General features: G+C 61.4%; 20 protein-coding genes. 8 read left to right on the top strand and 12 right to left on the bottom strand.

Annotated features, from left to right (window positions below):
* Positions 1-170 precede the first annotated feature (170 nt).
* Together K0H48_RS20545 and K0H48_RS20540 are read left to right on the top strand one after the other, a co-directional pair.
* On the top strand, positions 171-1,034 hold the full coding sequence (locus K0H48_RS20545; RefSeq protein ID WP_099549979.1) for a LysR family transcriptional regulator: 864 nt from the start codon (positions 171-173) through the stop codon (positions 1,032-1,034).
* Positions 1,035-1,092: 58 nt separating this feature from the next.
* Positions 1,093-2,097, top strand: coding sequence for a LacI family DNA-binding transcriptional regulator (locus K0H48_RS20540; protein ID WP_219268901.1), 1,005 nt, complete (start codon positions 1,093-1,095; stop codon positions 2,095-2,097).
* Here K0H48_RS20540 and K0H48_RS20535 read toward each other — a convergent pair.
* The 6 genes from K0H48_RS20535 to K0H48_RS20510 form a co-directional block, all read right to left on the bottom strand.
* Positions 2,094-2,819 (bottom strand): SDR family oxidoreductase, encoded by a 726-nt coding sequence (locus K0H48_RS20535; RefSeq protein ID WP_219268900.1) that lies wholly within the window; start codon positions 2,817-2,819, stop codon positions 2,094-2,096. The genes K0H48_RS20540 and K0H48_RS20535 overlap by 4 nt on opposite strands.
* A 137-nt stretch (positions 2,820-2,956) precedes the next feature.
* Positions 2,957-4,489 (bottom strand): FGGY-family carbohydrate kinase, encoded by a 1,533-nt coding sequence (locus tag K0H48_RS20530; protein WP_219268899.1) that lies wholly within the window; start codon positions 4,487-4,489, stop codon positions 2,957-2,959.
* Positions 4,490-4,492: 3 nt separating this feature from the next.
* Complete coding sequence (locus K0H48_RS20525) at positions 4,493-5,572, bottom strand: alcohol dehydrogenase catalytic domain-containing protein (RefSeq protein WP_219268898.1); 1,080 nt, start codon at positions 5,570-5,572, stop codon at positions 4,493-4,495.
* 26 nt (positions 5,573-5,598) lie between these two features.
* Positions 5,599-6,591, bottom strand: a complete 993-nt coding sequence (locus K0H48_RS20520; RefSeq protein WP_138814764.1) for an ABC transporter permease — start codon at positions 6,589-6,591, stop codon at positions 5,599-5,601.
* Entirely contained in the window at positions 6,557-8,065 is a 1,509-nt protein-coding gene (locus tag K0H48_RS20515) for a sugar ABC transporter ATP-binding protein (protein ID WP_219268897.1), read from the bottom strand. The genes K0H48_RS20520 and K0H48_RS20515 overlap by 35 nt, the downstream gene beginning before the upstream one ends.
* 63 nt (positions 8,066-8,128) lie before the next feature.
* Entirely contained in the window at positions 8,129-9,052 is a 924-nt protein-coding gene (locus K0H48_RS20510) for a substrate-binding domain-containing protein (RefSeq protein WP_219268896.1), read from the bottom strand.
* A 759-nt stretch (positions 9,053-9,811) separates the two neighbouring features.
* Between K0H48_RS20510 and K0H48_RS20505 the strand changes: the two genes are divergently transcribed.
* Both K0H48_RS20505 and K0H48_RS20500 read left to right on the top strand, forming a co-directional pair.
* Positions 9,812-10,483, top strand: a complete 672-nt coding sequence (locus K0H48_RS20505; RefSeq protein WP_219268895.1) for a sterol desaturase family protein — start codon at positions 9,812-9,814, stop codon at positions 10,481-10,483.
* A 2-nt stretch (positions 10,484-10,485) separates the two neighbouring features.
* A complete protein-coding gene (locus K0H48_RS20500; RefSeq protein ID WP_219268894.1) occupies positions 10,486-11,586 on the top strand; it encodes an SMP-30/gluconolactonase/LRE family protein in 1,101 nt (366 codons plus the stop codon).
* Between the two features lie 51 nt (positions 11,587-11,637).
* On the opposite strand, the gene K0H48_RS20495 is transcribed toward K0H48_RS20500, so the two are convergent.
* From K0H48_RS20495 to K0H48_RS20470, 6 genes are all read right to left on the bottom strand, one after another.
* Entirely contained in the window at positions 11,638-13,005 is a 1,368-nt protein-coding gene (locus K0H48_RS20495) for a hypothetical protein (protein WP_219268893.1), read from the bottom strand.
* A 122-nt stretch (positions 13,006-13,127) separates the two neighbouring features.
* Positions 13,128-13,496, bottom strand: a complete 369-nt coding sequence (locus tag K0H48_RS20490; protein WP_099487495.1) for a hypothetical protein — start codon at positions 13,494-13,496, stop codon at positions 13,128-13,130.
* Complete coding sequence (locus tag K0H48_RS20485; RefSeq protein ID WP_219268924.1) at positions 13,493-14,458, bottom strand: hypothetical protein; 966 nt, start codon at positions 14,456-14,458, stop codon at positions 13,493-13,495. The genes K0H48_RS20490 and K0H48_RS20485 overlap by 4 nt, the downstream gene beginning before the upstream one ends.
* A gap of 139 nt (positions 14,459-14,597) precedes the next feature.
* Positions 14,598-15,662, bottom strand: coding sequence for a lipocalin-like domain-containing protein (locus K0H48_RS20480; RefSeq protein ID WP_219268892.1), 1,065 nt, complete (start codon positions 15,660-15,662; stop codon positions 14,598-14,600).
* On the bottom strand, positions 15,652-18,114 hold the full coding sequence (locus K0H48_RS20475; protein WP_219268923.1) for an FtsX-like permease family protein: 2,463 nt from the start codon (positions 18,112-18,114) through the stop codon (positions 15,652-15,654). Before K0H48_RS20475 ends, K0H48_RS20480 begins: the two co-directional genes overlap by 11 nt.
* A 1-nt stretch (position 18,115) precedes the next feature.
* Positions 18,116-18,772 carry an ABC transporter ATP-binding protein gene (locus tag K0H48_RS20470; protein ID WP_138814754.1) on the bottom strand — a complete coding sequence of 219 codons (657 nt, stop codon included), beginning with the start codon at positions 18,770-18,772 and terminating at the stop codon, positions 18,116-18,118.
* Between the two features lie 274 nt (positions 18,773-19,046).
* Between K0H48_RS20470 and K0H48_RS20465 the strand changes: the two genes are divergently transcribed.
* The 4 genes from K0H48_RS20465 to K0H48_RS20450 all read left to right on the top strand — a co-directional run bounded on the left by K0H48_RS20465 (position 19,047) and on the right by K0H48_RS20450 (position 23,561).
* Entirely contained in the window at positions 19,047-19,721 is a 675-nt protein-coding gene (locus K0H48_RS20465; protein ID WP_219268891.1) for a histidine phosphatase family protein, read from the top strand.
* A 187-nt stretch (positions 19,722-19,908) separates the two neighbouring features.
* Positions 19,909-21,567, top strand: coding sequence for a lipid IV(A) 4-amino-4-deoxy-L-arabinosyltransferase (arnT, locus tag K0H48_RS20460; protein ID WP_219268890.1), 1,659 nt, complete (start codon positions 19,909-19,911; stop codon positions 21,565-21,567).
* Between the two features lie 26 nt (positions 21,568-21,593).
* Positions 21,594-23,111 (top strand): glycosyltransferase family 39 protein, encoded by a 1,518-nt coding sequence (locus K0H48_RS20455; protein WP_219268889.1) that lies wholly within the window; start codon positions 21,594-21,596, stop codon positions 23,109-23,111.
* A 264-nt stretch (positions 23,112-23,375) separates the two neighbouring features.
* On the top strand, positions 23,376-23,561 hold the full coding sequence (locus tag K0H48_RS20450) for a hypothetical protein (protein ID WP_219268926.1): 186 nt from the start codon (positions 23,376-23,378) through the stop codon (positions 23,559-23,561).
* Positions 23,562-23,926: the final 365 nt, after the last annotated feature.

Genomic DNA, 23,926 nt, shown 5'->3' with positions numbered 1-23,926 from the left:
GCGAGGACTTTTTGGTTACCTTTTTGGTCCTTCAAAAAGTGACCCGCCGTCAGGGCGGAACCCTAAGTGGCCGTTACCAAGCCAACGGATATACACACCAACCACCAACCACCAACCACAGCCTTGAGCACATTCCATTACACTGTCCCCCATTCATCCCCGGGGGCTTCATGGACATCGAACTGGCACGCACCTTCCTCGAAATCACCCGCTGCGGCAGCCTGGCCGCGGCCGCCGAGAAACTGCACGTCACCCAGACCGCCATCACCGCACGGGTCAAGAGCCTGGAAAGCCAGTTGGGCAGCACACTGTTTGTGCGCAACCGCGCAGGCGCCAGGCTGACCGCCGATGGCGAGGCGTTTGTGGTGTACGCCAACCAATTGCTGCAAACCTGGGAAGCCGCCAAGCGCGACCTGCCACTGCCCGATGGCTACCGCAACGTGCTGCATATCGGCGGCGAGGTCAGCCTGTGCAACCCGCTGATGCTCGGCTGGGCCAAGGCCTTGCGCGAACAGATCCCCGGCCATGCACTGCGCACCGAAGTGCGTGAAGGCGAATACCTGTTACGCCAACTCGAACTGGGCGTACTCGATGCCGCACTGGTATTCCAGCCACAATACTGGCCAGGCCTGCAGGTCGAGCAAGTGCTGGAAGAAAAACTGATCCTGGTGCAGTTAACCAGCAAACCCGCCCCTTACGTGTATATCGACTGGGGCCCGGGCTTTCGCCAGCAACACGACGCCGCCCTGCCCGACAAAGCCCGCGCCGCGCTGAGTTTCAACCTCGGGCCGCTGGCCCTGCAGTACATCCTGGAGAACGGCGGCGCCGGGTACTTCCGCACGCGCGTGGTGCAAAGCTACCTGGACAGCGGCGTCATGCAGCGCGTCCCGAAAGCGCCGGAATTCAGCTTCCCGACCTACCTGGTCTACTCACGGGCGCGGGATTCGGCGGTATTGCAGCAGGCGCTGGGGCTGCTGCGTGAAGTGGTCAAGGCCGAAAGCGACTGGTCACAACGCTGGGACCCGCTGATTTGAATCACCCTACACCCGCGCGCATGCTAGCCTGCGGATGTTTCCCAGCGCAGCCTTACCGATGAACAAGAAAAAGTCCGTCACCATCAGCGACATCGCCAAGCGGGTGGGCATGACCACCATCACGGTGTCCCGCGCATTGAGCAAGCCCGACCTGGTCAAGCCCGCCACCCTGGCGCGCATTCTCGAAGTGGCGCGCGAGCTTGACTACGTGCCCAACGCCTTCGCACGCGGCCTCAAGCGCAGTGAGAGCCTGATCATCGGCGTGATCACCGCCTCGGTCGACAACCCGTTCTACAGCGAGATGATCAAGGCGATTTCCCGCGAGGCAAAAAAGCACGGCTACACCATCATGCTGGTGGACACCGATGAGCTGGAAGAACTCGAAAGCAAAGCTGTCGATACCCTGCTGGGCTATCGCGTCGCGGGGATTATCCTGTCGCCGGTCTCGGACGAGCCCAGCTACCAGCCCGACTACCTGGAGCGCCTGGGCAACGGCAAAACCCCGGTGGTGCTGCTCGACCGCACGCTCCACGACAGCCCGTTCAGCCGCGTGGTGCTCGACAACTACCACAGCGGCATCCAGGCTGCGAACTACCTGCTGCGCAACACGCCCGACCTCAAGCGCCTGTTGGTGCTCACTGGCCCGGAGCATTCACGTATCACCGTGGAGCGCCTCAAGGGCCTGCGCGAAGTGCTGGCTGAGCACCCCCATATCCACGTCGAAGTGCAGGCCGGTGACTACACGTTGATGCCGTCTTACCTGCACACCCTCGACTACCTGGCCGAGCACTCGGCGCCCGATGCGATCATGGGTTTCAACCAATTGATCACCCTCGGCGCCCTGCGTGCCTTGCGCATGCACAACATTGCCCACGACAGCCTGACCATCTGCGGCATCGACCGCCTGCCCTTCGCGGATATCTTCGGTGTGCCGATCGCCTGCGTGGCTCATGACGCCTCACTGGCCGGCAGCAGCGCGGTACGCCTGCTGCTTGACCGCTTGCAGGACCCGTACAAGCCACGGGACAAGGTGGTGATCGCCGGCGTGCTGGAAAACGGCTAGCGGCTGGTGTAGCCACCATCGATCGGCAGGCTGACGCCGCTGATCATGCTGGCGGCATCGCTGAGCAGAAACAGCACCGGCAATGCGACTTCCACGGTTTGTGCAAAACGCCCCAGAGGAATGGCCGCCAGCGCCGGGTCGCGCTTGGCCGGGTCAGACCAGGCCTTGGTCGCCATCGGCGTGAGCGTGACCGTGGGGTTGACGCTGTTCACACGAATGCCAAAGCGGCCCCACTCGGCGCATTGCACGCGGGTGATCGCGTCCAGTGCGGCCTTTGAGGCGCAGTAACCGAGGTGATCGTCCAGCGCCACCAGCGAGGCCTGGCTGGAGACATTGACGATGCTGCCGGGGATGTTGGCTTCGATCATTTTTGCCGCCACTCGGCTGGCGACCTGGGCGGCGGCGCGGGCGTTAACCTGCATGACCTGATCGAACGCCTCGGCGGTGATGGCAGCGGCGGGTTCCAGGCGTGAGATGCCGGCGCAGTTGACCAGGCCGTGCAAGGGCGGCAAGTCTGCCAGGGCTTTATCCAGGGCGATGCTGTCGGCGATATCCAGGCATAGGCTGTTGCAACCCAGCTGTGACAAGGCTTGCGCGTCGCGGCCAAGGGCGAACACCTCGGCACCGGCGGCAATCAGCTGTTGGGCGATTTCGCGACCGATGCCGCTGCTGGCGCCCGTGACGAGGATGCGCTGGCGGGTGAAGTTGAAGGTGGTGGTCATGGTCACTTCTCGATAGACAATGAAGATCCCTGTGGGAGCTGGCTTGCCTGCGATGACGGTGGGTCAGTCAGCTCATTTTTCACTGATACACCGCTATCGCAGGCAAGCCAGCTCCCACACTTTTGATCTGTGTTGGGTCAGTTGGTTTGCAGGTTGTGCATGATCGGTTTGAGGGCGGGATATAGCTTCAGGTACTCAGCAAACGCCCGGTCATACGTCATGACATTTTCGCGCTTGGGCTGTGCCCGCAACTCCAGCTGCACCCAGCCTTTGTCCATCTCGTCGTCACTCACCAACCCCACCGTATGCGCCGCCAGCAACGCCGCACCCAAGGCCGCTTCCACCTCCTGCACAATGGTGTAAACCGGGTAACGCGTAACATCGGCAATAATCTGCATCCACAAATCCGAATGGCTCGCGCCACCCACCACGATCAGGCGTGGGTCCAGCGAATGCGCGCCCTGGGTACCGGCCTCAATGTTGTGGCGCAGGGCGAAACTCACACCCTCAAGCACCGCGCGGTACAGGTGAATACGGCTGTGATACAGGTTCAGCCCGACAAAGCTGCCGCTGGCGCGGTCGTCCCATACCGGGCTGCGCTCGCCCATCAGGTACGGCAGGAACAGCAAACCCTCGCTGCCCGCCGGAACCTGGGTCGCGCTCTGTTCCAGCAACACCAGGCTGTCCTGGCCGGTGGCCTGGGCCTGCTGTTCTTCGGCCTGGCAGAACTGCTCGCGAAACCAGCTGACCGACGCCCCGGCGGTGATTGCACCGCCAAAGATGTACAGGTCCCGATGGCCGTTGTAGACGTGGGGCATGCTCACCAGCCCGTGGTGTGCGTCCACATGCTGGTTCAGATAACCCCAGCACATGCTGGTACCGATCATCGCCACATGGTTGCCCGGCCGCGTCACACCCGCCGCCAGCGTGGCCATCGCCGCATCCACACCGCCGGCCAGGATCGGCGTACCCGCCTGCAAGCCCAGGCGCGTGGCCCAGCTTTCGAGCAAACCGCCCACCACTTCACCGGAGTACACCAACCGCTCGGGCATCATGGCCTGTGGGATGCCCAGCGCATCGAGCATCTCGGCGGACCAGCCGCGCGCCTTCACGTCGTAGACGCCACCGATATTGCCTGCGCTGCTATGGTCCACCGCCAGCTCACCGGTAAGGCACCAGTTGATATAGCTGTTGGGCGGCAGCAGGTAGCGCGTGTCAGCCCACACCTGCGGCTGATGCTGTTTGAGCCAGAGCATCTTGGTGAAGCCGTAGTAGCTGTCCACCGAGTTACCGGTGATTTCGAACAAGCGCTCCAGGTCCAGGTGCTCACGCACCCACGCCACCTGCTCGCCCGCGCGGCGGTCCATCCAGATCAGGCACGGGTGCAGCGGCTTTATCTGCGCGTCAACAGCAATTCCCGAACCGCCGTACAGGCTGCTGATGCACAGCGCCTTGACCTGCCCGGACGCCACGCCGGATTTGGCCATGCACTGCGCCACACACGCCTCGACCGCCTCCAGCCACACCTGCGGCCATTGCTCGGCCCAGCGCACTTTCGGGGTATCGACGCGATCCCCCTGGCTGTGCTGGGCGATGATCGTACCTTGACCATCCACCAGCAGCGCCTTGGTGCTCTGGGTTCCTATATCGACACCCATTACATAGTTCATAGATCAAATCACCGGCTTCAACAGCACCTTGATCGATTTGGTTGAGTTAGCCAACGCGAAGGCCTCGGCAAAGTCATCCAGCGGGAAGTCATGGGTCACGATGCCCTTGGAGGTCACCAGGCCGCGCTCGAACAGGTCGATAGCGATCGGGTAGCAATACGGGCCGAGGTGCGCGCCGCGCACGTCCAGCTCCTTGCGGTCGCCGATGATCGACCAGTCGACGCTGGTCTCGGCGCCGAACACGCTGAACTCGACAAACCGCCCGAGCTTGCGGATAAGGTCCAGGCCCTGGGTCACGCCGGCGGGCACGCCGGTGGTTTCGATGTACACGTCGCAGCCATAGTTATCGGTGAGGCCGTTGATGATCTCGCGGGCATTGTCGCGGGACGGGTTGATCACCACGTCAGCGCCAAATTTCTTGGCCAGTTCCAGGCGCTCGTCGACCATGTCGATCACCACCAGTTTTTTCGGGGTTTTCAGCGCAGCCACCTGAACCATGCATAGCCCCAGCGTACCGGCACCGGCGATCACCACCACGTCATCGAGCTGGATTTCGCCACGGTTGACGGTGTGGATCGAACACGCCATCGGCTCCACCAGCGCCGAGTCTTCCAGCGACACCGACTCAGGAATCTTGTGCACAATGGCGGTCTTGGGAATGCGCATGTACTGGGCCATGCCGCCTTCGGCGACTTCACGCTGGAAGCCGAAGATATTGTGTACTTCACACATCCAGTACTTGCCCGACTTGCAGAAGCGGCACTTGCCGCACGGCACGATCTGCTCGGCGATCACCTTGTCGCCCACCGCCACTTCAAAGTGTTCCTCGGCGCCCTCGCCCACTTCTTCCACGTAGCCGAAAAACTCATGGCCCGGCACCACCGGCGCCTTGACCCACGGGTTATCGCCACCCCAGAACATCGCCGCGCCGGAGTGGCACTTGCAATCACTGGCGCAGATGCCGCAGGCGGCGATGCGGATCACCAGTTCATTGGGGCGCGCCTTGGGTTTGCCGATGCGTTCCAGGCGGTAGTCTTTGGGGCCGTGGCAGACGACGGCTTGCATCTCGGTGTGCTTGTCCATGGGTTCGGTCCTTTCTTGTCAGGTGTTTATTTATGGCGCTGACGGCTGATGAAAATCGCCAGCAAAATGATCCCGCCCTTGATCACGCTCTGGACGTAGGGCGAGACCCCGAGCATGTTCAAGCCGTTGTTGAGTACGCCCAGCAGCATCGCGCCGAGCAAGGTGCCGACAATGACCCCGCGCCCGCCGGCAATCGACGCACCGCCGAGTACCACCGCCGCAATCGCATCCAGCTCGAACGACACGCCGGCGTTCGGCTGGCCGCTCATCAAGCGTGAGGTGAGCACCAGCCCGGCAATCGCTGCGGTCAGGCCGCTGATGCCGTACACCAGCAACTTGAAGCGTGCCGCCCGCACGCCCGACAAACGCACTGCTTCTTCATTGCCGCCGATGGCGTAGATGTAGCGGCCGATGCGCGTGTGTTGCAGCAACACATAAGCGGCAAAGTAGGTGACCAGCATGATCAGGATCGGCACGTCGACGCCGAACAGGCTCTGGCGGCCGAAGAAACCGAACCACTCCGGCAAGCCCGAAATCGGGTAGCCGTCGGTGTACATCAGGCCCAGGCCACGAGCGATGCCCATGGTCGCCAGGGTGACGATGATTGGCGGCATGTGCAGGTAGGCGACGAACAAGCCATTGCCGATGCCGAAGGCCACGCCGATGAGCATGCCGGCGCCAATCGCCAGGCCCGGCGGCAGGCCCGCGACCATCAGCCCTGCGGTCAAGGTGCCCGACAGCGCCATCACCGGCCCTACCGACAGGTCGATGCCGCCGGTGAGAATCACGCAGGTCATGCCCACCGCGATAATCGCGTTGATCGACACCTGGCGCGCAATGTTCGACAGGTTGCTGGTGGTGAGGAAGTTGTCGCTGGCAAAGATCATCACCAGGGTCACCACCACCAACCCTACAAAGGGATAAAACGCCGGCGAGCGCAGCAGCCGCGCCAGGTTCAGGCGCAGTCGGCTGGTGTCGCCGGTATTAATGGACATATTCACTTGAGCCCCCTGTTGCATGGCGCATGACCTCTTGTGGGTTGACGGCGGCCGCTTCCAGCAGCTTGACGATGGCGCCCTTGTGGAACACGGCGACGCGGTCGCACATGCCGATGACTTCGGGCAGTTCGGAAGAAATCATGATGATCGCGTAGCCTTGTTCGGTGAGGCTGCGCATCAGGGCGTAGATCTGCGCCTTGGCGCCAACGTCGATGCCGCGCGTGGGTTCGTCGAACACCAGCACGTCGCAGTGGTGGTTGATCCAGCGTGCAATCACGACCTTTTGCTGGTTGCCGCCGCTGAGGTTGAACACCCGGCTTTCGACACTGGGGGCCTTGATCGACAGCTGACGCATCAGCGCGTCGACGCTGGCGCACTCCTTGGCCTTGTCGATCAGGCCAGTGGCGTTCTGGTATTTGGGCAGGTTGTTCAGGGAGATGTTTTCGCGAATGCTGAAATCGGTGATCAGCCCTTCGCTCTTGCGGCTTTCCGGCAGCAGACCGATGCCGTGGGCCAAGGCTTGCGCCGGGTCATCCAGGGTGACTTTCTCGCCGCGCAACCACACGTCTTTGCTCACCGATGGCAGCGCGCCCATCATGCCCAGCGCCAGCTCGGTGCGACCGGAGCCGACCAGCCCGGCAAAGCCGAGGATCTCGCCCTTGTGCAGCTGGAAGCGGTTGTGCGGGCCATTGCGCACCAGCTGGATGTCCTTGACCTCCAGCAGCAACGGGCCGCGTGCGGTGGTCGGTTTAGGCGGGAAACTGTTTTCCAGGCGTCGGCCGACCATCATCTCGACGAGCCGGTCGATATCACTGTCGGCCACATCGGTCACGCCCACGTTGCCGCCATCGCGCAGCACGCTGATGCGGTCGCACACCTGGAAAATCTCCTCCAGGTGGTGAGAGATGAAGATCACCGCCACGCCCTGGCGCTTGAGTTCGCGCATGATCTCGAACAGCAACTCCGCTTCGCTGGGCGTGAGGGTGGCGGTCGGTTCATCGAGTACCAACAGGCGCGCATCCAGGGCCAGGGCCTTGGCGATTTCGACGAATTGCTGCTCGGCCACGCTCAGGTGCTGGACCGCGCATTGCAGGTTGATACTCACACCCAGGCGTTTGAATAACGCCTCGCTGGCCTCGACCATTTCGCGCTTGCGCAGCAGGCCGAAGCGGTTGCTGAGCTCATGGCCGAGGAAGATGTTTTCCACCGCCGTGAGATAGGGAATCAGGCTGAATTCCTGGAACACGATGCCGATACCGGCAGCGATCGCGTCGCGGTAAGTGGCAAACTTTTGCGCCTGGCCATCGATCAAAATCTGCCCTTCGTCCTGATGCTCGACGCCGCCGAGGATCTTCATCAGGGTCGACTTGCCCGCGCCATTTTCACCCAGCAGCGCATGAATTTCGCCGCGCTCGACCTGCAGGTTGATGGACTTGAGGGCCTGTACGCCCGGGTAGCGCTTACAGATATTTTCCAGCTTCAGAAGACTGCTCATACTGCCGACCTCGTATTCAGAAGGAGACCTCAAGCCCCACGGTTCACGTGGGGCCGGGGCGATTTACCAGCTGAAATCCTTGGCCTTGGCCTGGTCGATCAAAGTGATATCGACGGGAATGGTGGCCGGTACTTGCGAGCCCCACTTCTTGGCCAGGGCGATGCCCAGGGCCAGGCGGATCTGATCGCGCGGGTATTGCGCCGAGGTGGCGATGAACTTGCTGCCGGGCTTCTGAATCGCCTTGATGGCTTCCGGCGCGCCGTCGACGCTGACCAGTTTCACGTCCAGGCCGCTGGCTTCGATGGCCGACAGTGCGCCGAGGGAGCCGTTGTCATTCACGCTGAAAATACCCTTGAGGCCCGGCTGGGCCTGCAGCATGTTTTCGGTGACGGTGAGCGCCTGGTCACGTTCCTGCTTGCCGTTCTGGATACTGACAATCTTGATGTCCGGGTACTTGGCCACCGCTTCTTTGCAGCCGCGCACACGCTCAAGGATCGGCACCACGGCGATGCCGTCGAGGATAGCGATATTGCCTTTGTCGCCGATGTTCTTGGCCAGGTATTCACAGGCTTGGAAGCCGGCGTCGAAGTTTTTTGAACCGACGAAGGAATCCAACGGGCCGTCGGCCTGGGCGTCCACCGCGACCACCACCACACCCGCAGCGTGCGCAGATTTGACCGCCGATTGCACGCCCACCGAGTCGGTGGGGTTGATCAGCAGGATATCGATGCCCTTTTGCAGCATGTCTTCGACATCGCTGACCTGCTTGGACACGTCGTGGCGGGCGTCGGTAATGATCAGCTTCGCACCGATGGTCGCGCCGGCTTCTTCCAGGGCGTTTTTCATGGTGACGAAATAGGGGTTGTTGATTTCCTGGAAGGAGGCGCCGATGCGGATCGGTTTGGCGGCGTCGGCAAACGCTGCGCCGGTGGCGCCGAGGGTGATGCTGAAAGCCAGTAAACACAGGGTTTTTTTGAGCATTTTCATGGCGTGGTTCTCTGTTTTGTTTTTATTTTTAGAGCAAATGTTATCGTTAACATTTTGCGAGAAGCTAGCAAGTAAATCGGGGCTGTGCAAGAGGCCATTGGTCGGCCGCAGTCGAAAGGTGGGAGTGGGCTTGTGTGCCGTGGCGGTTTGTCGGTGTGCATGAGTGGTTGAAGCAAGAGCCAGATCAAGTGCAAGGCAAAAGCCTGTCTACCTGGTGCAACGCGGGCTAAATGTGGGAGCGGGCTTGCTCGCGAATGCGGTGGGTCAGTCTATTCATCTGTCACTGACACACCGCATTCGCGAGCAAGCCCGCTCCCACAGTTGACCGCGTGCAGCTTTGGGGATGAGGTCTACTGTTGCTGTTGCTCCGGCCCTTACATTCTTTTCGCTGACGAAGTCAGCGGTCTTTTGATCTGCGCGTTTGATCGTGATCTTGATCCGAAATCGCCCCGTCAAACACGGTGGCCGCAATCTGACAGCGATTTGCGGGCATGCCGAGCCATAGCGAGGCACCGAGTGTTGGGGCGAGGATTTTTTGCTTACTTTTTGCTGGGCCGGCATTGCGGTCCCTCAAAAAGTGAGCCGCCGTCAGGGCGCAACCCTAAGCCGCCGTTACCGCAGCAACGGATATGTACACCGCCCAACCGTCAGCGCAGACAACCCAACTCCCACACTTGAACCGCGTACTGCGCAAAAACTCGCACTATCTCGCGTACCAACTAAGCTCAGGCTCCAACAAAAAAACCAGAGCTTGCCGCCATGGCCCATCCTACCGAGACCTTCCGCGCCCGCTACCGCGCCGCCGTGAGCGCCCGATACAACCCCTGGCTGCACGCCAGTTTCGTGCTCGGCTACGGCATCGTCTGCATAGCCCTGGCCTGGTCCTCCACCGCGAACATCACCGCGCTGCAGTGGCTGACCGTGCCCCTGACGCTGGTGTTCTTCAACCTGTGCATCTACCTCGTACACCGCCACCTCGGCCATCACAAACACAGCCTGGCCCGGCTGTTTTATGCGCGCCACACGGGTGACCACCACAGTTTTTTCACCCCCGCCCACATGACCTACGACAGCCCCCGAGACTGGCGTGTGATTCTGTTCCCGGCCTGGCTGATCGTGCTGCACAGCCTGGCGATCACCCTGCCCGCCTGGTGGCTGCTAAAGCAATTGAGCCCCAATGTCGCCGGGCTGTTTGCCGGCTGTATGATCCTTGGGTATTTACTTTACGAAGTGTTTCACGCCTGCGAACACCTGCCCGTCGAGCACCCGGTGGCCCGCCTGCCATGGATTCGCCAGATGCACCAGTTGCATGCCCTGCACCACCGCCGTGAGCTGATGCAGGGGCGCAATTTCAATATCGTCCTACCACTGATGGATTACCTGTTCGGCACCCTGCACTGGGAGCCGAACGCCCACGACAACCAGGAATAGTCATGAGTACCCGTCCCAAAAAACTGCGCCATTTACTGTTCGTACTGCTGCTTGCAGTCATCGCTTTTCTGCTGCTGATGCCGACCAAAGTGCAACCGGTGAACTGGTCGCCACCCAAGGCGCCTTCACTCAAAGACGGCGCCTACGCCGAGAACCAGCGGCTCAAGGGCATTGAAAAAATCGGCGCCCCGGACATTGCCGGCCCCGAAGCCTTGCTGCTCGACCCCCAGGGTTTTCTGATCAGCGGCCTGCAGGACGGGCGCATCATCCGTACCTCGCCAAACAGCCACACCCTGGAGGTGCTCGCCAACACCGGCGGCCGCCCGCTCGGCCTGGCGTTGCACCCCGATGGGCGTTTGATCATTGCCGATGGGGTCAAGGGTTTGCTTGCCTTGGATGCCAACCGCCAACTCAAGCTGTTGAGCAGCAGCGCTGACGGCGTGCCGTTTGGTCTCACCGATGATGTGACCGTCGATGCCGGCGGGCGCTATGCCTACTTCAGCGATGCGACGAGCCGCTGGGGCTATGGCCAGGACGGCACAGCGGTGATCGAACATGGCGGCGACGGGCGGTTGCTGCGCTATGACTTCAGCAACGGCACCACCGAGGTATTGCTGGACCGGCTGCAATTTGCCAATGGCGTGACCCTGGGGCCGGATGAAAACTACGTGTTGGTGAACGAAACCGGCGCCTACCGCATCAGTCGCTATTGGCTCAAGGGCGAGCGCAGCGGCACCCACGATTTGTTTATCGACAACCTGCCGGGCCTGCCGGACAACCTCAGTTTCAATGGCCAAGATCGCTTCTGGGTCGCGCTGTATTCGCCGCGCAACCCGTTGCTGGATGGTTTCGCCGGCTACCCGTTGTTGCGCAAGGTGATGGTGCGCGCATTGATGGTGGTGCCCAAGCCCATCGAGCGCAAAGCCTTTGTGCTGGGGCTGGACACCGATGGCAAGGTCATCGCCAACTTGCAGGATGGCACGGCGGGCAATTTCTCGCCGATCACCACCGCCCGCGAATACGGCGACTGGTTGTACCTCGGCTCGCTCACGAGCACCAGCATGGCGCGCCTGCCACTGAAACTTGCGTTGGCTGGCGAGTAACAAAAAAGGGGCAGCCCGTTCAGGCTGCCCCTTCTGATTTACATCACGGTATCAATGGATGATGTTTTGGGTGCAGATGTGCCCAAAGGTCACATACTGCACGTTATCACCGCCGACACCCACGCCCGGGAACTCGTCCAGCTCGATACGCCAGCCGCCGAAGTTGAAGGTGGTGTCCCAGGTGTACTGCACGCCGGCACTGTTGGTGGTGGCCTTGAAGTCGGTCCAGTGGAACTCGGTGCCCTCAAAGCGCTTGTCGACACGCAGCACAGGTGTGACGCCCAGCAGTGGCGCACCCGTGGAATCGGACCAGTTGGTGGTCCAGTTCAATGTGCGCCCCGCCTGGGTCGCCATCCAGAATATCGATGCCGGTACCCGCACGATATTGTCACCGGTTACCTGCGAGCTGTTCAGCCGTGGCGCAGAGCCGAGGCTCAGTTTGTAGTACTTGCTCGGGTCCTGCGTCACGGCCGGGTTGGCCCGCACACGTACCTTGACGGTGGTACCCGGCGTGACGCTCGGGTAAGTGGAGGTAGAACCGGCTGGCACGACGATCCAGTTGACGCCATCAAAGCGCTCTAAGATCCACTGGTTACGGCTGCCACTGTCATCGCCGGCCAGGTACATGCTCACGGCCTGGCCACGCACCGCCTTGAAGTCGAAGTAATCGACGTCGTTGGCGTTGTCGAGGTTGCCGCTCACCTTGTTCATCGAGTCCGGCAGCGCAAAAGCGTCCTGCTGCGTGTCGTTGGGCTCGAAGGCATCGATGTTGGTGTCTGCCGCTACGCCAAAACTGAACTGCGCGTTGGTTGCGGTCTTGGCTACCATGTACCAGTAGTAGTCACCGGCCGGCAGCACGCCGTCGATGTATTCATCGGCATTGCCGGCGTTATCGGCGGTGGCCAGCAGTTGCAGGTTGCCTTGGCCGTCGTCGCGGAACAGGCTCAGCGACATGTCGGCGCCGGCACTCTGGTTGATCAACTGCACCAGCACCCGCGCGCTTTTTGGCAGGTTGAAGTGGTAAGGGAAATCCTGGCCCGTTTGCACTTCACTGATGGTGTAGAGGGTGTTGATATCCAGGGTCGGAAACAACGGTACAAAGGCGGCGACCGCTGCACTTTTCAGCGTGTCCTGACTCGGCTTTTTCAACGCGCCGATAACGGTGTTGAACGGTGCGGATCTGGCCGCTTTAGTGACCGCCTTGGCCTTGCCGTCCCGCGCATCCAGCAGCTTTTGCCGCAGCTCCTCCGGGATCGGCACCGCAGTGAGCGTGCCGCCAGGTTTGAGCGCGTCAATCTCGCCTTGGCTGACTGTGCCAGGGGTGAGTTTGGGAAGGGTAAGATCGGCCAGGGCAGAGGCCGAGATAAAGCAGGAGGCCATCATGGCCGCGCCCAGCATAAAGGCTTTGGTTGGTTTCATTTTTTATCCATCCATAGTTAAAAAATTAATGCTCAGGTGATCGGTGACATCCGGTCACCTGGGATGGAATGTAGAACAATACTGTATATCTGTACAGTATTTTTTAGGCGAATTTTCGTGCTCTACCATTTCATCCAAATACACCAGGCGGTCGCACTGAAAAACCAAACCATTCCAGACAAATAGGGCCAAAGCGCCCAACGCTTCAAGCTCAAGGGAACTGCAGCCAGCTCTGCCCGGGTGACATAGCCCCTCCTCACGCACAGATTTGGCAAGAACAAAAAGCCTACGATCAGGCTCGTGCGCTTGAACCTGTCTCTGGCGCGATTTCGCCACCAATAACGCTTGTTGTCACATACCATCGTGTTGGCGCTGAAACAGCTCTCCAGTTCATCTAGCTTTGTGTTCTCGACGAATACCATTAGGCCGTATGAAACGCCTGGTGATACTGCGAGAACAATCACACACACCGTGTAGAGGATCGTGCTCATATACTCTCCGGTTGATAAATCAGTTCACCGACCATTTCGCCCCCGAGCCCACCTATGCTCCCGCCCACAGCACCTCCAGCAGCGCCCCCGAGAACCCCACAAATCAGTTCGCCTCTCCCTTTGAGCGCAATCCCCATGACCATCGAACACACACGGCGTGTCACCTTTGCCCCCAAGGCGCCGCCGCGCGCAGCGCCTGCAACACTGCCCAGCAACTTCGCCGGTTCCACATATTTCGCCCGGCTGCACAGGGCCTCCCTTCCCGTCATACACGCCTCCTTGACCTCCAATCCTGTCACCCCCACATCCATGGCCAACCCCACATAAGTCCCCTTCCCCAACCACTTCGACACCTGCGCCACGTCCCCAACCCGCTGCGCATACCCGGCAATCTCACCCTTATGCAGAAAGCTTTTGGTCGATATCCCCAGCACCTTCTTCAACGATTGATTGCCCCGTAACCCCGTGCCAAACCGCGCCGCGCCTTGCAGTTGCGCGTCCAACTGCCGAAACAGCCCTTGGCGCTGGCGAGCAAACTCTCCCCGGTCCAACCCACCGCCCTTCAACCGCTGATGCAAGCGCTCAATCGCCTGCAGGGTCTGCGCCACTTCATCCAGATGCCGCGCCCACGCCGACGTGGCGCTGCCGATACCGATCGAGCCATTTGCCAGCAAGCTCTGCAGCAAGTCGTAGTTATTGATCACCGCCGAACCGGCCGATGGCTCCAGCCGCCAGCGAATCTGCTCGCCATAACGCATCAACCAGGCTTCTTCACTGCGACAGCTGAAGCTGAAGTCGTCAGGGATAATCACCAGTTGCCCCGGTGTTACCAGGCCAGTACGCAAGTGCCGGTTCAACACGTCAAAGTGATCAGAACGCTGACGATTTGGCGCCCCGCCCAGCGCCCTGGATTTCAGACTGTTGTAGTCCGTTATGCGGTCATTGATGAATCCCCGCGCCATGCCTTCCATCCCGGATGCAATGAAGATGGCGTCGGAATATAGGCAAGCGCAGGCGCCCCGCACACAAGGGCGGGCGCGGGAAATCACATTTGGGAAGTTGCCTACTCGGCAGAGAAAAATCGCCTACAAAAACCCGCGATTAATACCCGGTCATCTCCAGATACCCCACACCACCGTCAAACTGCACCGGCCCTTCCCAGTACGGAATACTCAGGTTCATCCATGCCTTCGGGTTGACGGCCTGGGGGGTGATGTCCAGCTGCTTGCCGGGAATTTTCAGTGACCAGCGCGTAGGAACAGTGCGCCCGTCAATCTCGGTGCTGGCCAATGGGGTGAGTTGGATATCGGCATTGTGCAGAGTCTGGGTATGCCCTGCGCGGTCGATCCAGGTGCCGGTCAGGTAACCCGCGCCGTCTTTTTGCCGCACGCGAAACAGCATCAACTGCTCGCCTCGGTCCAGGTGCAGGGAGAACCAGTCCCAGCCGGTCTGGCTGGCGGCCAGCGGTTGGCTGCTCCATTCGCGGTCGAGCCAGGCCGGGCCGCTGACCTGGTAGGTGGTGCCGTCGAGGGTGACGTTGCCCGTTGCGGTAAAAAACGGCTGGCTGTAGTAGTAGGACGCCTGGCCTTGATCGGATTTACGGCTGTAGCCGTTATCGCCTTGCAGCACCAGCGGGCGGCTGGAGGTCAGGTGCAAATCGTAGGCAAACTGTGGGCCTGCGGCCTTGAGTTGCATATCGGTCAAGGCGCTGGCGGCACCTGGCCGGGTGGCGAAACGCCAATCGTCGAGCCAAGCCGTGAACGGCGCTGCCTGGGCGCCTGCCTGGCCCACGCCACCACGGGCGTAACGCTCAGCGGCGTAATGCCGGGTGGCGGACGTGACGGCGGCGTGGCCCAGCCAGATCGTCGAGTCGCGCCAGCCCGCGAGTACCGGCCCGGCCTTCAACGCGTTGCGAAACAGCGTCCATTGCACGCCGAACACATGGCCTTGGGCATCCTTGAGGTTGGCGGTGACGTACCACCATTCGATGCGAAAGCCTGGGTGCGGGCCGTGGTCCTCGGGAAAGCTGAAGACCTTGCCAGGCACCACCTGGGCGAAATCCGCCGCGTCGCTGCCAAGGCCGGCGAAGCTTTCCGGCGGCGCGGGGGCTTTGTCGCAGGCGGTCAATAGCAATACGGCGGCCCACCACCAGGCTTTAATCTTCATTGGCAAAGGTCCTCAGCAAATCCGCCGGGCGACTGCGGTACAACTGCCATAGCGGCCAGGCCGAGGCCAGCAGCGTGGCAAGCAGTGCCAGCCCCAACAATTGCGCCAGTTGCCACGGGAACACTTGCAATGGCAGGCGCCAGCCGAACGCCTGCACATTGATTACCGCGTCCAGGCACCACGCCAGCAGCAGGCCCAAGGGTAAGGCCAATACCAGCGTCAACACCGCCAGTAGCCAGGTTTGGCCGAGGTTCAGCAGCATCAGGTGCCGGCGCGTCACGCCCAGCGCCCATAGCGGTGCGAGTTGGCCAAGGCGGCTTTGGCTCTGGGTCAGCAGGCTGATAAACAGCGCCACACCGGCGACACCCAGGGTCAGGCTGTTGAGTGCGGCGGTGGCGGCGAAGGTGCGTTCGAACACCTGGCTCGACCAGCCTTTGAGCTGCTGCTGATCGACAATACGGCTGTCCTCCAGGGCAAAGTCACGCCGCACTTCCTGCACCAGTGCCGGTACATTGCCGGGCAGTACGCGCAGGTTGAAGCGCGCCGGTGCCAGGCCCGGCCAGTGCGCCAGCAAGTGTCGCGAATTGACCAGCAGATGGCCCTTGGGGTTGCCGTAGTCGGCGTAAACCCCCACCACTTTAGGCGACCAGACGCCTTGCGCCGTGGGCAGCTTGATGGCGTCGCCCAGGCCCACCTTCAAGCGGCGCGCCAATTGCTCGCTGAGCATCACGCTGTCGCCCTGCAACAGCTGATCCCACGGTGTGCTGGCGGCTTGCAGCAACGGCCAGTGCTGGCGATAGGTTGGATCGTCGACCACCCCGAACACATCCGCCGGCCAGCCCTGCAATTGCACCGCCACCTGCCAGGTAGGCAGCACCGCCTGCACCAGCGGTTGCTGCGCCAACCAGCTGGAAAGCTGCTCAGCCTGGGCCGGGTTTTGCGGGTTGAGGTACAGCTCGGCGGTAAGGCGCTGTTCCAGCCAGTTATTGAACGTCTGGCGAAAACCCGACGTCATGGAGCCTGCACCAATGTTCGCTGCCAGGGCCAGCAGCAACGCCATCAACGCCAGGCTCAAGGCCGGCAACTGCTGGCGGCAGTCGGCAAGAAACCACTGGCCCAATACTGAACGGCTACGTCCCAGCACTGCCGTCAACAGGCCATTGAGCACCACCGGCAGGCCGAGCGCCGCGCCCAGCAGCAAGGTTGCCATGAGCACAAACCCGGCAGTGAGGCTGTTGCCCCACCACAGCGCCAGCATTGCAATCGCCAACGCCGTAGCCGCCACCCAACCCTGACGTCGCAGCCAACGCCGGTGCGCCTCGTGCCAGGCCTGGGCATTGGCTAGCGCCAGCAAGGGCAAACGCGCCGCGCGCCACAGGCTGCTGGCACCCGCCAGCAGCGCGCCGAGCAGGCTCAAGCCCAGGCCGGCCAGCCACCACCACGGGCTGAGGCTCAACTGGCCCGCCACCTCGGCGCCATACAGGCCGCGCAGGCTGGCGGCCACATCCGGCAACAACAGGCTTGCCAGCAGGTAACCACTGACCACGCCCAGCACGCCGCCCAGCAACGACAACACGCCCAGCTCAACCGCCAGGCTGACGATCAGCACGCGCGCGCTGACCCCGCAGGCACGCAAAGTGCGCAGCAAGCCACGGCGTTGTTCCAGGGCCAGGCCGATGGCGGCGTGGACAATAAACAGGCCGACCACAAAGGATAAAAAGCCCAAAGCATCGAGGTTCAGGTGAAAGCTCTCGGTCAGGCGCGAGAGGTTGTTGTCCTCGCCTTGCTTGAGTTGCAACGCGGCGGGCGGCGTCGGGTGGTTGGCGGCAAAGGCCTTGTCCACCAGCAGGCGCGACAGGCGCCCCGGCATGTCCAACAACGGTTGGGCGAAGCCAATATCGGTCAGCAACAGGCCGGGGGCCATGTCGGGCTGCACCTGCAACGGTGGCAACCGTTGCCCGCTCACCGTCAACGGTTGCGCACCGGCCTGCAGCCCCAACGCCTGCAAGGTTTGCGCGGCGATCCAGGTTTGCCCGGGCGGGTTGAAAAACCCGAGCATCTGCGCCTGGCTCAAGCGCTGCCCCGCCACCGCACCGCCACCAGGCAAGGACAACGGCTCGATGCCCATCAATTGCAGGCGCAGATCTTCATGACCCTTGAGCAGCAGCCGCCCCTGCACCACCGGCGACACCGGCCAGCCGGCGCGGCGCAGTTCGGCAAACAGCGCTTGCGGGAAGCTCGCGCCGTCCGGCGCACTCAGGCTGGCTTGGGGCTCACCGCCAATCAGTTGGCTGGCACGCGCATAGCTGTCGCGGGCCTGGCTGTTAAGGGCTTGCACGCCGGTCAACAGCGCGGTGGCCAGCCACAGGCCGGTGAGCACGCTGAAAAACTGCACCGGGTGGCGCCGCCAATGGCTCAACAGCGCGCGCAGTGCCCAATAAAATACCCTCACCTCAAGCGACCACACGGCCACGCCGCAACACCACCTGGCGGTCCAGGCGTGCGGCGATGCGCGGGCTGTGGGTCACCATCAGCAGGCTGGTGGGGCTGTCTCGCAGCAGGTCCAGCAGCAATTGCAGCACGTCATCGCTGGTGGCCTCGTCGAGATTGCCGGTAGGTTCATCCGCCAGCAACAAGCCGGGGCGCGAGGCCAACGCACGCCCCACCGCAACCCGCTGTTGTTGGCCGCCGGAGAGCTGTTCGGGATAGCGCTTGAGCAAGTCGCCCAGGCCCAGGCGCTCGACCAGTTGCGCCTGCCATTGCGGGTCGAAGCGACCGGCCAGACGTGCCTGAAACGCCAGGTTGTCGTCGACACGCAAACTGCCGATCAAGTTGAACTGCTGGAACACCAAGCCGATTTCGGTACGCCGCCAATGCGCCAGTTGCGCCTCGCTCAGTTGGTCCAGGCGTTGCTCGCCCACCTGGACAGTGCCGGCGTCCACACGGTCGAGCCCGGCGACCAGATGCAGCAACGTGCTTTTGCCGCTGCCCGACTCGCCCATCAATGCCAGGCTGCTGCGCTCACCAAGGTAAAGGTCGACACCTGCCAGCACCGGCAGTGGGCCTTGCGGCGTGGCATAGCTTTTAACAACACCTTGCACCTGCAACATAAACACGCTCGTTTAAAGGACTGCAAATGAGCATAACGGCTGACTGACGACCCCATGCAAATTTTTCACATCGATTTCACTGCCTGCCCACCCTCGCCCCTCTAAATTGCCCCCCAGTATCGATAGTCGGCAACTTGTTAGTTGCCGCCCACGGCAACTTCTAACGGCTGGATGTTCAGCCAAAAGACAGCAGCGCTATGACACGCTCCGTTTCAACTACGGGCATCCGTCAGTGCGTTGCGCCTATTTGAATAAAACACTGAAGACAGTGCCCATGGTGAATGATGTGGTTGACCTTACCCTGACCAAACCGCGCTCACGCCGGGGCTATCTCAAGCGCCTGCGAAAGTGGTGGGCGGGCCTTGCCGTTATCGGCTTGCTGCTCGCCGGCTTCCTGTTTTGGCCGTTTGCGCCGCGCGACCTGAGCATCGGCAATCGCCTGCTCACCTCGCAAGTACTGCCGGCCTGGCGCGATGGCGACCTGATCGTACTGGTGCGTCACGAAGAGCGCTGCGACCGCTCGGCCAATCCCTGCTTCGGCGCACCTGAAGGCCTGACGACCGTCGGCACCCAACGCGCCGAAGAAGTCGGCAAGGCCTTTAAACTACTGGGCCTGGAAACCAGCGACATCGTTGCCAGCCCAGCCTTGCGCACGGTACAGACCTCGCACTTCATGTTCGGTAGAGCCGAACTGACCCCAGGCGAAAAAACCATCTGCGGCGAAGACATCGATGAAGAGTTGCTCAGCCGCAAACGGCCTGGTCGCAACCTCGTTTTTGTCACCCACAGTGGCTGTATTGCCGACTTTGAAAGCGCCTTGGGCTACCCTCGCGCGCCATTTACCGAGTACGGCAGTGCCCTGTTTGTCCGCGTACTGGCCAACGGCAAATTCGAGACGCTTGGCATCATGAACGGCCCCGCCTGGTCCGCCGTACTTAAAAAGCTATAGACACTTTTTTACCTATAACTTTCTTCATGTTCAGCAAAACGACAGCCCTCTTCTGGCATGTTCAACTGCGCCCGCAACTATTGGACGTCATGAATATTTTCATCGACTTAGTGAACTTAGTGATTCTTCCTACAAACTTTTACATATCTGCTTACTTCGCCATTAAACGTCAAGGAGTGACGTTTTCATGACACGACTGCTTAAACCTTTACCTCTATTGCTATTGGCCTTCGCGGTGTTTTATCTACTGCCCATGGGCCTGCACGGTTTATGGATCCCGGATGAAACCCGCTACGCCCAGATCAGCCAGGAAATGCTGCAGAGCGGCAATTGGGTCGCACCACACTTCATGGGTGTGCGCTATTTCGAAAAACCCGCCGCCGGCTATTGGCTGATCGCCCTCGGCCAGGCGGTGTTCGGTGAAAACCTGTTTGGCGTGCGTGTGGCTTCAGCCTTGACCACCGGCCTGAGCGTGTTGCTGGCCTACCTTATCGCTCGCCGCCTGTGGAACGACCCGCGCAAAAGCTTCGCCTGCGCCCTGCTTTACATGAGCTTCGGGCTGGTGGCCGGGCAAGCGGGGTATTCCAACCTCGATCCGCAATTCACCTTCTGGGTCAACCTCAGCCTGGTAGCGCTGTGGTTTGCCCTCGACAGCCGCACGTCGCGTGCTCGTCTGGGTGCCTGGGCAGTGCTGGGCGTGGCCTGCGGCATGGGCTTTATGACCAAGGGCTTTCTGGCCTGGCTGTTGCCCGTACTGATCGCCGTGCCGTACATCCTCTGGCAGCGCCGCCTGGGTGAACTGCTGCGCTACGGCCCGTTGGCCATTGTGGTCGCCGCGATCGTCTGCGTGCCGTGGGCCTTGGCCATTCACTTGCAAGAGCCCGACTACTGGCGTTTCTTCTTCTGGCACGAGCATATCCGTCGCTTCTCTTCCGACAATGCCCAGCATGCGCGCGCCTGGTGGTTCTTCCTGCCGATCATGGTGGCCGCCTGCCTGCCATGGGCGGCGTTGCTGCCGGCCACACTGATCAAGACCTGGAAAGACAAAGCCCAGCCGGCCATTGTGTTCCTGGCCCTGTGGCTGCTGTTGCCCCTGGCCTTCTTCAGCATGAGCCGCGGCAAATTGCCGACCTACATCATGCCGTGCCTGCTGCCACTGGCCTTGTTGATGGGCCATGCGCTGATCGACCTGATACGGCAAGGCAAGACCCGCGCGATCCTGATCAATGGCCTGGTGAACGCCGTGGTCGGCCTGGCGGCGATGGTGGCGTTGATTTACCTGCAAATCAGCAACCCGATGTACGGCAACAGCCACGCGGAGATGTTCAGCCTGTCCCTGGCGTTTATCGTATTGCTGGCCTGGATCCTCGCCAACCTGCTGCAAGCGCTGCGCCCGCTGACCTTGTGGGCGATGCCGGCCCTGGGCATCGGCTTGTTGGTGGCATTACTGCCGGCGGGCATGCCGGCGATGATCACTGATACCGAAATGCCCGACCAGTTCGTGCTTGAGCATCTGGATGAATTGCAACAAACCCATGCTTTGATCAGCAACGAGCTGGGCTCGGCGTCGGCCTTGTCTTGGCGCCTGGGCCGCACGGAAGTGGCGTTTTACGACACCGAAGGTGAACTGCGTTATGGCCTCAAGTACGCCGACTCGGTGCACCGCAAGGTCGACCTGGACAGCGTGCAGACTTGGCTTGCCGAAGCGCGCCAGCAAGGTTCGGTCGGCGTGCTGATGCGCGTGCGCAGCACCAGCGAACACCGCGAAGAAGGGCAACTGCCACCGGGCGGCAAACGCTATCGCAAAGGCGCCCTGCTTTTGATTATTTATCCGCAGCTTCCTTAACGTTACGCCTGCCTTGAGAGCCGCCCATGAGTGTGTTCAAAACCGAACGCGGCGCCCTGGTGCTGCTGCTGGGCGTCTCGGCGCTGCTTCTGCTGCTGGGCCTGGGCAGTCGTGACCTGTGGGGGCCGGAAACCCGCTGGGCCAACATCGCATTGCAGATGCTGCAAAGCGGTGATTACTTCGACCCCTACCTCAAGGGCGCGCCCTACTACGACAAACCCCTGCCCTCCTACTGGCTGATCACCGGCTTCGCCAACCTGATGGGCGGGCTTGGCCCCTGGTCGCTGCGTTTGTCGTCGGTGATTGCAGCGTGGCTGAGCATCTGGCTGGTGTACCTGATCGGCGAACGCCTGTTTCGCAAAGGCACCGGGCTGATTGCCGGCTGGATGCTCGCCACCACCTTCTACTTTCTGTTCTGGGCGCGCGTGGCCACGGCCGACATCCTCACCGTGTGCGGGGTGCTGGCGGCGGTGTGGTGGTATTGGCGCGGGCCGGACGACACGCGGCTGGGGCGCTACACCGTATTTTTCCTGCTGCTGGCGGCCACCTCGCTGTTCAAAGGCTTGATCGGTTTTGTGCTGCCAGGCCTGGTGCTGCTGCCGCACTTGCTCAGCGAGCAGCGCTACAAGCGCCACCTCAATTTGCGCCTGCTGCTGGCTATGCTGATTGCAGCGGCGTTTTATGCGATTCCCTTCGTGCTGTCCCACCTCTACGGCGCGCCGACTTACGGCGAGAGTGGCCTAGAACTGGTGTTCAAGGAAAACGTCGTGCGTTTCTTCGACCCGTTCGACCACATGGGGCCGATCTACACCTACCTGATCTACCTGCCCGCCTACACCTTGCCCTGGGCACCGTGCTGGTTGCTGGGCCTGTGGCTGGCGCTGCGCAACTGGCGCCAAACGCCACCCAACGTGCGCTGGCTGGTGTGGGGCCTGGGCCTGCTGTTTGTGTTCTTCACCGCCAGTGGCAGCCGGCGCAGCTACTACGTGCTGCCGCTGGTACCCTTTGCCCAACTCTTGGCCGCCTGGTGGTTGAGTGAACGCCTGGAGCAAAAAACCGCCAGTTGGCCGCGCTGGCAAAAAGGCTTTGGCTTCACCGCAGGCTTGCTGTTGCTGGTGCTCGGCGGCATCTATCCCTGGGTCACCGGCAATGGCGGCGTGACCCGCTTCGCCGACGATGTACAAGCAGAAGCAGTCAAGACTGCGCCGTGGTCTCACTGGCAGATGGTGATGGTAGAAGTCGACAACAAGGTGCCGATGTACCTGCAAAATGGCGGCAAGCCGTTCTACTACGTCAGCGAAACCCAGGACTACCCGCGCCAGGGCGACAGCGCTGCCTTCATGGCCTGGCTGGAAAAAACCAGCGGCCAGGGCTTCGACCCGCAGCACACCATCATCGTCGCGCAGTATTCCAAGGAAGACCCGACGCCGCTGGCCTACCTGGGCACGGATCACACGGTGATTACCACACAACCGGATAACGGCGAGCGGTTGTTCCAGAAGCGCTCGGGCGGCAGCGTGGCGTTTGTTCCCATAGCTAAATAACGTCGCGCGGCAAAGTCTGACTTAATTTTTTTGGCAAGCTTGCCGCGTGAATAAATGCCTCATCCAAGCTTTTGGCGTCATAAGCGCTCATGAACCCTCCTGCGTCAGTAAAGCGATTACGACGATCGTTCCCACACGCAGCAAAGGAACGCCTCTTGGGACGCTCCGCGTCCCGCCACCATTGCGCACGTGCGACGCGAAGCGTCAGGGGCTGCATTCCCACGCGGAGCATGGGAACGATCATTAAAGCGGAACCTGCGATTGATGGCGTTCTGTCATGATACCGCCAGCTTGCTCGACAGCGCTTCAGCGACCGCGCTCAATTGCGGTGATCTGCTGGCCAGTCCCCAGCGGGCGAAGATTCTGGCGGTGTGGCATTTGCTGGAAGTGGCCAAGACTACGGTGGACCGCTCTATCGAATGCCTGAACCCTTCAAAACCAACTGCCTGACTGTGATCTAAAAGAGTGGGAGCTGGCTTGCCTGCGATAGCCATAGGTATCTACACAACCGGATAACACGAAGTCTGTGGCAGGTGGGCTGTTGTGGCGAGCAGGCTTGTCCTGCGTTGGGCTGCGAAGCGGCCCCAGTAAAGGCACTGCAGTTTTCCTGAAAGAACTCAGCGACTGGATTGATGATCGTTCCCATGCTCCGCGTGGGAATGCCTCTTGGGACGCTCCGCGTCCCGCCACCACTGCGCACGTGCGACGCGGAGCGTCGCAGGCTGCATTCCCACGCGGAGCATGGGAACGATCATTAGAACGGAACCTGCGGTTGATGGCGTTTGGTCATGGTTTGTAAAAGGCCAGCAAGGCGT

Source organism: Pseudomonas sp. Xaverov 259 (genome assembly GCF_019352915.1).
Classification (GTDB): domain Bacteria; phylum Pseudomonadota; class Gammaproteobacteria; order Pseudomonadales; family Pseudomonadaceae; genus Aquipseudomonas.
This window is presented reverse-complemented; position numbering and strand designations above follow the sequence as displayed.